The sequence below is a fragment of the Coleofasciculus sp. G1-WW12-02 genome, assembly GCF_040219735.1.
GTDB lineage: Bacteria > Cyanobacteriota > Cyanobacteriia > Cyanobacteriales > Coleofasciculaceae > Coleofasciculus.
The window spans coordinates 1-11,982 of the sequence record NZ_JAVJRX010000191.1 but is presented as its reverse complement, the minus strand read 5'-3'; the positions used below and the strand labels follow the sequence as shown (position 1 = coordinate 11,982).

Genomic DNA, 11,982 nt, shown 5'->3' with positions numbered 1-11,982 from the left:
AATATATTTACTCCTATTACAGGAGTTTGTAGATGTCTGTTTTTGTTACTGATAATTCCCCAATGATGGTCAACTTTGCGGAAGGAGATATTGCAAAATTGATGCGTAAAGGTCATCCTCAAATTGCGGAAGGTGACGCCTACATCATGAGACTGGTTAAACAACATTGCCAACGCCTCGAACTACCCGTTCGTCTGCTTGATGTTGGCTGTGGTACTGGGTATTTTGCGTCAAGGTTGCTCAAGCAGTTCTCGGAAATCGAACTGATCGCGGCAGAAGCAGAACCTGATATTGTGGTTAAATTAGAACGTCGTCTCGCTAACACTAATGCTAAAGTATTCAACTGTCCCTTTGAAGAGTGGAACGAACCCGTAGATATAATCCTCTCTTGGGGCGCTCACCACCATTTGCCGTCAAACTATTTAATTCACGCCAAGCAGGTGCTAAAAAAAGATGGCATTTTCATTGTCGGGGATGAATTTTGCCCAGATTACTGCGATGAAACTGATGCAGTACGGATTGCTAACGCTGAACTTATCTACATCGCGAATGGGTATATTTTGACAACGGCGGCTGAGGTAGAAAATTATAAACGTTCAGAGGAGATTCCGCCTGTGGCATTGGAATTTGAACGGCGTCGGCAACAGGCACTCTGGATTTGGTATAGGTATGTTGTTGACTACGCCATGGAAAGGAATTGTATTGAAGTCGCAATCGACGAACTCCGAGCAACGTATAATGACCTAATGACGGGTTCTGGCGATGAACACAAAATGTCCCCACGGATTGCTGAACAAGAGTTCAAACTTGGCGGTTGGCGGCAACTCTCCAAAAAGTCTTTGGGTTCTGCTAATGCACCGGAATTCCAAAGCTTTGTTGTCTATGAGCTAGAGCATCAGTGGGTGTAACCCCGGTTCGCGATCGCAACCAGTCAAAAGCCGACTCACTTAGCTAGTGATTGATCAATTGCTGTAATACATAAGGGGTTTTATATCCAGAAACTTTAGGGGCGCATAGATGTGCGCCCTCCGAATAATGTTGCATCAGGATAATTGAACGCTGAACATTACCTGAACTGGAGGATAACTGGAAGGGATTAACCTTGGCGCGTTGGCGGAGCCTGTTCCGAAGAGAACGTATCGCATCCACATTTTTGACGGGTTCTGATCCTCACTTCTGATTGAGATGCGTTGTTCAAGGTTAGGGCAATTTGCTGTATTACTGATGGGATAAGCTTAAACTGCTGATTTCAGCTATGATAGTTGTATTAAATCTGGATGAAATCGACCCTATAGGCGGGTACATTTTCCCATTATGAAGTAATTATCTCATAAAACCATCACCCTTGTCAATACCTCCAAGAGCAATTATTCTAGTAGATTCTAGGCGAATAGTTCATCAACGGCTATACTGAAACTGTGCGATCGCGTCAGTATTGTCTCGAATCGCGTCTAGGTTCTGAGAATCGAGAATCATTCAAATTCATCAGACTCTCGATAGATTGCTTTCACTCGTCTGAGATACTGCTGAGTAATCCCTTGCTAATCAAATTCCTCCGGTAATGGAAGAGATAACATCTAATCTGCTTCAGAGAAGTTTACGCAATCGTATAAATCCTTTAAGGAGATTTCAAACTCAACAGAGGTCAAGGATAAAACAGAGTCTTCAGATTCCAGGTAAGTCACCAACCATTTGCCGTCATCGGTTTTGACATATTGTTCCACCTCAAAGCCATATTGGTCGATGGTGATATATTCTTGAAACGTAGGTAGGGAGCGATAATATTTAAACTTATCTCCTTTGTCGTAACTGCGGGTTGAATTCGAGAGTACTTCCACAATAATTGAAGGGTTGGTTACAGTATCTTTGCGGTTCTCATAATACAGAATATCTCCAGAAATAATCTGTAAATCGGGGTATGTGTAGCGATTGTATTCGGGCAGCCATAGACGAACATCACTGGCAAAAAAACTCAGTGGTTTCCCCCGAAAGGCAAACTTTAAAAAAGCCACTAAATTAATAATAATACGATTATGATTGGTCGTGCCGCCAGTCATGGGTACAATTTCTCCGTTGTGGTACTCATGTTTGGTTTCGGATTGTTCCTCTAAGGCGAAATAGTCTTCTAGAGTATGGGTCTGTGGCTTCTTTTGTATTAGCATAGTATCTTCTGCCTGTTGCATCTCGTTTTCATGGTAACTGAAAGCTTTATCGGGCAAGGGTTTCAGCCTACTTGTTTCCCGTCAGCCTCTCGACTCTTCCCACTCCCTCTCAGCGCTGTTGTGGTCTGGACTAAGTAGGATCACATAGAATATACTTAACAAAACGATAAAAAAATAAATAAACTTTTCTAGTTCGTTACGTGAGAGGCTATAAATGGCTGTGAGTCAGCATTACATTGAAGTTGATTATCTTGAAGCCGAACAGATTCAACCCAGACGGCGCTATGATCCCGACGAGATCGCAGCCAAATACCGCTATCGCCCTTGGGTGGTTCTCTGGCGGGCGTTAAGGATTATCTGGAACTTTGTGCAGTTTATTCTAGGTCTCAAGTGGGACGAGTGGCGGAACCAAGTTGAGCGGAATCGGTTTAAACGCGCTACTCAACTGCGACAGATCTTGACTCGCCTCGGTCCGACATTCATTAAAGTGGGACAAGCTTTATCCACGCGCCCAGATTTAGTTCGCAAAGATTTCTTAGAAGAACTGATTAAGCTACAAGACCAACTCCCGCCCTTTGACAATGAAACCGCCTTAGGGATTATCGAGTCAGAGTTAGAGCGTCCGGTGAGTGAAGTCTATCGCCAAATTTCTCCAGATCCAATCGCTGCGGCAAGTCTCGGTCAAGTTTATCACGCTTATCTGCATACCGGGGAAGAGGTAGCCGTTAAAGTTCAGCGTCCTAACCTACTCAAGTTACTCACCCTGGATCTGTATTTAATGCGGAAGTCAGCCGGTTGGTTATCCCGATGGCTCCCCCTAAATTTGGGTCATGATTTGACGTTAATTGTCGATGAATTTGGCATTAAGTTGTTTGAAGAAATTGATTATATCAACGAAGGTCGCCATGCAGAACTCTTTGCCAGTAACTTCCGCGATGATCCCAGTGTCAAAGTGCCGACCATTTATTGGACGTACAGTAACCACCGGGTTTTAACCTTAGAGTGGATTAATGGGTGTAAGCTAACCGATACAAAAAGTCTTTGCACGGCTGGACTTGATGCTGACCAAATTATTCAAACTGGCGTCATAGCGGGTTTGCGCCAACTCTTAGAACACGGCTTTTTCCACGCTGATCCCCATCCCGGTAACTTGTTTGCTATGCCCGATGGTCGCATGGCTTACATTGACTTTGGCATGATGGATCAGTTGGAGGAAGAAACGAAAGAAACTATCGTAAGTGCAGTTATTGATTTAATCAATAAGGATTATGTGGAGTTAGCGAAAAAGTTTGTCATACTGGGCTTTTTAACCCCGGAGACAGATATCATACCGATTATTCCTGCCATAGAACGAGTGCTGGGAGACGCGGTGGGTCAAAGTGTACGGGACTTCAATTTTAAAACGATTACGGATAGTTTTTCGGAGTTAATGTTTGACTATCCGTTCCGAGTTCCAGCCAAATTTGCCCTAATTATTCGGTCGTTGGTGACTCAGGAAGGGTTGGCGTTAACCCTGAATCCAGATTTCAAAATAGTTGAGGTGTCTTATCCTTACATCGCCAAACGTCTACTCAAGGGTGAATCGCCAGCAATGCGGCGGCGGTTGATTGAGGTGTTGTTTAAGGATGGTAGATTCCAATGGCAACGGTTAGAGAATATGATAGCGATCGCGCGATCGGATGAGAACTTTGATTTGCTACCCACAGCCCAACTAGGATTACAATATCTGCTATCTGAAGAAGGGAAGTTTCTGCGGCGTCAGGTACTATTGGCATTAACCGAAGATGACCGATTGCACACTGAAGAGGTGCAACGCCTCTGGAATTTGGTCAAAGATGACTTGAAACCGGGACGGTTATTTAATGTGGCGTTAAGTTCTCTGGGTACTATTTCCACAGAGAGAATTGCCGCGATTCTACCCCTGGCGGCGATGATTGGGGAAAATAATTAAGGGGTTAGGTTTTCCGAACAAAGCCAACAGCATTTGATCATTGAGTAGAGACGTTCCGGCGGAACGTCTCTACCACAGTTCGGAAAGTCCTAAGCTATGTGTCTACTGCTATATCTTCCACAGATTTGAAGCCTAGCATAAGAATCCCCACTCAGAATCTTCGATTTGAGTGGGGTGCGTTCAACTATCATCACACAAGTTCGAGGATGATTTCTGAGGAAAGGGGACTCGTGGTGCCATCTAAATATTTCACCACAGCAACAATGTAGTTGAGTCCTCCTTCTGGATCAGATTTGGTCAAGGTTACGGGAATGTCAACAGAGCCGGTCCCGTCAAGGGTAGCGGACTGCTCAGTAATGGCTATAATACTGTTTGCCTCAAATGGGTCTAGATCAAATCCATTGCCACTATCAGTAAACAGTGCTGCCTCCGTAACCAGCAATACAACCTCAGCACCCGCAGGACCTGTAACCTGGATGGTCTGATTTTCATTGGACACCTTGGCTCGTGTCGAAGACAGTCCTACGGCTGAAATCGTGGGTTGACCGGGCAAGTCCGATTGGAGTGTCACCTGAGACCCATCGACACTGTTGGGAATCCGATAGGTATCTCCCACCAACGTTGAGCCATCATTAAAATCAGCTCGCACTTGGGTACCCGTTAACTCAAGTCCAGAAACGTCAGCCGAATCGCCAGGTCCGGGTTGTGGCGACCCCTTAATGCTAGTCGGGTCAACGTCAATGGAGAAGGTTAGTGTTTCTGTCGGATCAAAGTCATTGAATAGGATTTCCAAGGCATCAAAACCACCGTCATGGGAACTTAGCAGCGTGTGCGAAAGGTATCCCACTCCTGAGTCGCTATCCACGGTAAAGACTTTGGCGGCTGTGTCGCCAGCGGTACCATTGGGGTCAAAAACTAAATCAGGCAGAATACTTGAACTCAAATCAATCAAAACCCGGTCGAGTTTCTGACCCGAAGTCGAGGTGTTGGTGATTCGGAACGAACCGGAGCCAAAGGTACTGCTATTGATACCTGCCCCCGGTGGGTCAATTGTAAATTTAGCCGATGCCGTGGTCGTTGGCAAGGCTTCATTGTCCAAAATCCGCAGCGTAGCTTTATTTTGCGCCCCAATTCTTGCCCATGGGGTAGGACTATCCAGTACCAACTTGATTGTCTCATCTCCTTCTACTTCCGTATCTTCTAGGATAGGAATCGACACCACTTTCGTTCCGGTTTCCCCATCGGCAAAGGAAACGGTAATCGGAGCATTGGTGTAGTCAACACCACTGGTAGCTGTGCCATCGGTTTGAGTCACTGTTGCACTGACGGCGCCAAAACTCACGCCAGTGCGAGTAACACTCACCTGAGTCACAGATGTGCCATTTTCATTAACCGTAAACTCCAGATCACCGAATGCCAAGGTGCTACTCAAGTAGACAAAGGCATCGGGTATGGTGGAGGTGGTTCCGTCATTGGTGACCACTACATCAAGTAGATCACCCGTTGGGGCGGTTTGCTCAGGGATAATCCCCTGAATCCGGTTGGCAGAGACGGAGGTAAGAAGCGCTGTCTGACCGCCAATCGTGACTGTGGTATTGGCAAGGTTAGGGTTGAAGTTTGTCCCGCCAATCGTGAAGGTAGCACCACCCACAGCCGGCGAGCGCCAGGGAAAGATATCATAGGCAGTCATATCGAAGACAGCCGCCAGATCATCGGGTAGGGAAACAGTGATTTGGTCGTCCGTGAAATCGATGCCCAGAATTGCGCCCCCAGGACCATGCACAACATCTAGAGCAGTTGGGGTATTGATGATCGTCTCTAAGGACTCAAAGGAGCCATTGGGGGAGACAGAAGCATTGTAGACGGTGCCATTCCATTTCTGAGCCAATAGGTTGCCCTGCATCTGTCCCAAAAAGGTCGTGGCTCGGTATTCGGTAATCCCATTGGTTGAGGACGCTACCGCCCCTAAGGGCGAGGTAAAGTCACCTGTATCATTCGCACCATACCAAACATACTGCCGAGGATCGAAGCGACCTTGATTGCGATTGGCATGTCCGTAGTAGTTCCCCTCAACCAAAAGGTTAATTTCATCGGGTTGACCGGTGATGGTCTTTTCGGTGTTCGGTCCCGTAGAGGCAGTACCAAAAGCACTGCTGGCATTGGCACCATTATCTGTGCCGTAGAGTCGATTTTGAGTCGTCCAGACAGTATCAAAGGGGTTTCGCTGTCCGCTGGCGAACACGGATACATCCACACCAGGAACCACGTTGACGATTGATCCGTATACCTGGTCATTAGCATTAAATCCAGTCGGTGCTGTTTCTCCTGGAGTTAACTCGTACTCAACCGTTCCATTAAAATTCGGTTTTGTGATTTTGGCTTTCAGAATAGCCCCCGATAACGGAGATTCCGGAAGACCACCAATGTTGTTGTTGGAGACTCCGGCATTGGTATTTCCGCCAACGGCGATGAGCAAGTCTCCATGATTGTCAAACGCCAATCCGTTAATTCCATGGTCGTGGTTAGAGACGGGTAAACCTGTAATTAAAGGCGTTACCGTTGAGAAGTTGGGTCCTTCGAGGATAGAAACCTGACCATTGTAGGGTGAAAATTCGGTGACAGGTCCTTGACCACCATTATGGGCAAAAAGTTCACTGTGGGCGACGTAGATTTTAGGGGCATCAGCAGGATCATCAAAGGGGTTAAAGGCGATTCCCAAAATATTGTTGTTGCTCAGACCGGCGATACTGGAAACGGACTGGGTATTGGTCACCTGATAGTTATCATCGAAGGTGTAGATTTTAATGGCTCCGGTAATCGTTCCCACGTAGAGCCTGCCATCGGGTCCCCAAGTTGCCTGAGTGGGTCCGAATAGCGTGGCACCCGTTTGTTGTTCAGGCAGGAATTTAATCGGTGGTACTCCTTCAACATAATTAAAGGTGACCACATTGCTCATCCCATTGGGCGTTTCCACCCTTACATCAACCGTGTCGCCAAAGGTTCCAGGAGGTGTGGCAAAGGTGATTGTCCCCTGATTCACTTGGATATCGGGTTCAGTGAAAATCGTATTGCCCCAGTGAACTTTAACTTGATCGGAGGCATCACCTTCCCAAAACGCAATACCCTTGAGGGTGAGGATTTGAGCCCCGAACGTGGAGATATCGGTATCGGCGGGGGGATTGATGAAGGGAAGCAGACTGGTTTGGTCGTGAGTTAGATGGGTTCCTTGCAGGGGTGCGGGTGGGGCACCATCAATTGATGCCAGTACTTCTATGGGGTTTACTTCCCCGGCTGCCCGAGCCACACGAACTTCTAGGTTATAGGTTGTGCCTGCGGTTAACGTTTCTGTAGCCGTGACCAGATTGCCATTAATATAGATGTCGCTATCAGTGCCACCATTAACGGTGAAATCATAGTTTCCAGCGGTGGTGGGTGCAAATTTTCCCTTGAATACAACGGCTACATTTTGGTTGGAGTAGGACGAACTGCCCAAGGTGCCAAAGGTACCATTTTCCTTCAGGTGTAAGCTGCCATCTAGTAAATCATTCGGATCTTTTGGCGTCAGGGGTAGGATTTCCTGAAACTCAGGGGCGGTGAGATTGTCAATATCAGCATCCAGATCGTAGGAGACTAACATCCCACCGACGGCGTTGATGGGAAATATATTCAGGTCAACCGAATCCGTGAGACTATCGGCTGGTGCATTGCTATCTTCAATGGTCAATGAGACTGTATGGGAACCAACGCCCAAAGTCGCCTGAATATCTTCCCCTGTGCCTAAAACCGTTGCCCCTTCTGCCCAAGTCCAGCTTGTCAATACCTTACCGGGTTCATGGGTGTGGGATTCATTGCCCAAAAAGCTGACCCCTTCGCTACCATTTCCGTTATAGTCAATGGCATATTCTGGGGCATCGATCACAACATGGAGAAAGGGATGACCCCCGTGAGCCTTTTCTTCCTTGACAACTTCGATGGATGAGATTTTCGGCTTCTCCACCACACCGACTAAATCGATATTGAGAATGCCATCGGTTACCCCAACATTGTTGGAAATTGTCAGTGCCGCATTACCACCCACCTGAGCGTAAATGTCTAGATCATTGGCGATTACATTCCCCTCAGCGATGACATCAAATACCCGCAACCCCGCATCAGCCCAGTAAATTTCCGCAAAATTCAGGTTGACCGTATAGGTGCCTTGTTCAGGGACAGGAACTTGATAAGACAGGGTATTTTTGTGCCAGCGCTCTGTTTGATATAGCTTATCGTCAAAGGTATTACCGATATCCGTTGTCGCGGCAATGGCATTAGTACCACCACCAACGAAGTAGGTATCGGCTTTCCAAAGCCGACTATCAACACTGGTGTAGTCTGGTCCCCCGGAGTTGATCAGGGTGGGGGGGAGTGCAGTCCCGGTGACAGCAACATCAAAGCTGCCTAGAGTGCCACTGGTGACAAAGTTACCACTAGCGTCGCTGACTTGGTTGGCTGCCAACGCGATGGTGTAGGTGCCATCATCTGTCCCATCCCAGTTTCCACCTGGGGCAGCAAACTTGTAAATGGCTTTTAGTGGAGAACCATTACTGTCTGGTTGAATACTGTGTAGAGTGGCTAACTGACTGAACCCATTCGGTCCGGTGACGAGAACATCGCTGCTGTCTACAGTGGTGGAATCAATGACTTGGTTATCGGAGTAGGTGACGCTGAATTGATACTCGGTTCCACCTCGGTAGGTTACATCAGTCGCCTTCAAACTAGCGGTTGGTATGATGGTATCCGGGATGGGATTGGCTAATATCTCAATGGCTGAGAGCTTGGCGTTATTGACCAGAGCATTCAAGTCTAGGTCGAGGACGCCATCGGTGACATTAACATTTGCCAGGGAGGTGATTAAGGCGGTATTCTTCACCCCAGTAACCGAGAAGATGTCTAAATTATTCAGGAACGGATCACCCTCAACCGCCACATCAAACGCCCGTTGTCCTTCTTGATTAAAGAAAGTTTCGGCAAAGTGCAGGTTTACCGTATAGGTGCCATTGACGATGGGAATGTCGTACCCGAAGGAGCTATGGTAGCGCTCTGTTTTATACAGGGTATCTTCTACGGTACCATCAATAGCAGCACTGGTTGATGAGGTATTGCCGTTGGTGAAGTGGGTATCGGCGAACCAAAGGTTACCTTGAGTATCTGTATAGTTTCCTCCTCCCACATTGATCCGGATATCTGTTGGTACTGGGGGAGCGGCGTTGACGTTAAAGGTTCCCAGAGAACCGCTAGACACCGCATTGCCACTGGTGTCCATCACTTGGTTAGCTTGCTGAGCGATCGCGTAAGTGCCATTATCCCCCGAATCCCAGGTTCCTCCTGGAGCCAGGAAGCTGTAAGTGGCTTTCATTGGCGTGCCATTACTATCTAGCTTCACGTTATTCAGAGTGGCTAACTGACTGAACCCATTAGGTCCAGTGACGAGCAGGTCATTGCTGTCCACAGTGGACAAGTTAACGGCTTTGTTATCAGAGTAGATGACACTGAATTGGTAACTGGTTCCGCCCTCTTGGGTGACATTAGTCGCACTCAGGCTAGCGGTTGGCACTATCGTATCTGCACTGGGACTCGCTAATACCTCAATAGCTGAAATCTTGGCTTTGTCAACAACACCAGCAAAGTCAATATTCAGGATGCCATCGCTAACGTTTACAGCAGAAAGGGATGTGATTAAGGCGGAATTTTTTGCTCCAGTTACCGAAACAATGTCTAAATTGTCATTGAGTAACTGGCCCTCAACGGTGGCATCAAACACCCGTTTTCCGGCTAAATCGAAGTAAACTTCGGCAAAGTGCAGGTTAACGGTATAAGTGCCATTATCGACGGGAATTGCATACCCGAAGTTTTTCCGCCAGCGTTCTGTTTGATAGAGAGTATCTTCGCTAGTACCAGCAATGGGAACATTGAATAAAGAGGTATTTCCGGCGGTAAAATAATTGTCCGCCTGCCAAAGGTTACCTTCACTATCGGTATAGTTTCCTCCCCCCGCATTGATACGTATTGCGGAGGTAGTCACTTGGGTTGCTGATACGGTTGGCTCGTTAGCCGAAGCTGTTGCCAAACTTAAGTCGCTGCTTCTAGCTACTGGCAAGAGCGACTCGTCACTTGCCAAGGTTAAGTCGTTGATTTGGAGTACTGGCAAGAGCGACTCGTCACTTTTACTCTTCTTATTTCCTTTTCCTTTCTTTTCATCCGGAACAATTTCAATACTTGAGAGGCGAGCGGCTTCACCTTTAAGAGATTTGAAATTTAATTCAAGAAACCCATCTTTTACCTTGGCTTTAAAGGTTTGAGTCAGGGCTGTATTAGTTTCTGGTTTATCTTTAACGGCTTGAAGTAGGGTTTCAGCTTCATCAATTTCTAGTTTGTCTTTAAATTTTCCTTTTTTAAGGATGCCGCTAATTTTTTCATCTTCTAATCCCTTAACAGCCTCTTCAATTTCCAGGATTTTTATCTTGCCAATGCCTAATTTATTTTTGAGCTTTTCCGCTTTGATGATGGCATCAATTTTATCAACAGCATTTTTCTTCTTAGCCTTTATCTCTTGAATCACATCAACTTCATCAAGAGCAACTAGTTGATTGGCTTTTACCTGAAACTCTCGTTGATCAGCTTCAAGGACATAAGGCGTTTCGACAAAACTTAACCTCACTTCATAGTCACCGTTGGGCAGAGCAAATAAATACTCAAACTCTGCTGCCTGACGCCCCGACTGAAACAGGACTGACTCCTTGGTTCCTGTAACTTTGGGTAATGTTTTAAAGCTTTTCCCGCTTTTACCGCTGGTGAAGTTACTGTCTGCTGCCCAAACCTGACCTTGACTATCGAGATAGTTTTCTGAACCCCCGACGTTAACACGGACTGTCTTGGGGTCGCCCGTGATTGCAGCAAGTTTGGATGCCGAAAACAAACTTTTTAGTTTATCTTTTTCTTTCTTTTCCTTTTCTTGGGCGTCCTCGGACAGACCGTTTCCCTGTTCCGGCTTTTTCGAGGAAATTGTCCCAGTCAAAGCGTCGCCAAATGCACCGACTAAAGGAAGATTGTTTTCTGAAGAATCTTCCGAGTCTAGTTGAGTATCCTCAACAGTAGAATCAGAAGGTATGAGGGTATTCACCACCAAGTCATCTGTCCATTGACTAAGAGACAGGGTTGTGAGAGTAGCCTCCAAATCAACACTAGATGTAGATGCAGCAGGGTTCTCTGCCGTTTGATTTTCAGTTAACCCCAGAGAGGCAGGGTTGGTTTCCGGATCAAGACCTAAAGGAAAAAATTGTTCAGTTGTAGTTGTGAATTCCATCTGACACCCTGTTGTTTACAAGAATTACACTTTGTTAAAAAAAAGATTTACAATCGATTGAGTTGACAATCGATTACTAACCTAGAGTCTAGCCAGAAAATAAATTGCCACAAACTAAATAGGACGGCTATAGCGTTTTCAGATGATTCGTGTAGAGCAAAAGCCCTGAAAGCCTTACTGGGCAAGGGGTGCTTGTTTACATCTCAAATGAAAACGCTATATTCGTTACAATAGTTTATAATTCTTAAGATCGGAAATTTTTTTTTCGGGGCGCAAGCCTTGCCAGGATTGCGCCCAAGGCAAGGCATAGTACCTCACTAGATCTGGAAACGCTATATTCGGAGATAAAAAAAGTTAACTATGTTAAGTTTCCTAAAAACTCCCAATCATAAAAATCCTTCGTTGTGGGAAACCCTGTGTCCCTTCGCTTCGCTTATCGGGCAAGCTTTAGACCAGGGAGGAACACGCGGTAGCGGTTTAAGAAGCATACCCCTTTCGGGGTGGAGGGGTATGGTTGCCCCTCCGGT

General features: G+C 46.5%; 4 protein-coding genes. 2 read left to right on the top strand and 2 right to left on the bottom strand.

Going from position 1 to position 11,982, the window contains the following annotated elements; genetic code table 11:
• Positions 1 to 32: 32 nt before the first annotated feature.
• Positions 33 to 908, top strand: a complete 876-nt coding sequence (locus tag RID09_RS29695) for a class I SAM-dependent methyltransferase (protein WP_446339515.1) — start codon at positions 33 to 35, stop codon at positions 906 to 908.
• 669 nt (positions 909 to 1,577) lie between these two features.
• Here RID09_RS29695 and RID09_RS29690 read toward each other — a convergent pair.
• A complete protein-coding gene (locus RID09_RS29690; RefSeq protein WP_446339514.1) occupies positions 1,578 to 2,162 on the bottom strand; it encodes a Uma2 family endonuclease in 585 nt (194 codons plus the stop codon).
• Between the two features lie 214 nt (positions 2,163 to 2,376).
• Here RID09_RS29690 and RID09_RS29685 point away from each other — a divergent pair, with 214 nt between their 5' ends.
• Entirely contained in the window at positions 2,377 to 4,113 is a 1,737-nt protein-coding gene (locus RID09_RS29685; protein ID WP_446339513.1) for an ABC1 kinase family protein, read from the top strand.
• A gap of 190 nt (positions 4,114 to 4,303) precedes the next feature.
• Here the strand turns inward: RID09_RS29685 and RID09_RS29680 are convergent, their stop codons facing one another.
• Positions 4,304 to 11,455, bottom strand: coding sequence for a malectin domain-containing carbohydrate-binding protein (locus RID09_RS29680; RefSeq protein WP_446339512.1), 7,152 nt, complete (start codon positions 11,453 to 11,455; stop codon positions 4,304 to 4,306).
• Positions 11,456 to 11,982: the final 527 nt, after the last annotated feature.

Excerpts from the sequence above, each read along its gene's own strand:
- RID09_RS29695 (WP_446339515.1), top strand. The coding sequence starts at position 33 with ATGTCTGTTTTTGTTACTGATAATTCCCCAATGATGGTCAACTTTGCG.
- RID09_RS29690 (WP_446339514.1), bottom strand. The coding sequence starts at position 2,162 with ATGCTAATACAAAAGAAGCCACAGACCCATACTCTAGAAGACTATTTC.
- RID09_RS29685 (WP_446339513.1), top strand. The coding sequence starts at position 2,377 with ATGGCTGTGAGTCAGCATTACATTGAAGTTGATTATCTTGAAGCCGAA.
- RID09_RS29680 (WP_446339512.1), bottom strand. The coding sequence starts at position 11,455 with ATGGAATTCACAACTACAACTGAACAATTTTTTCCTTTAGGTCTTGAT.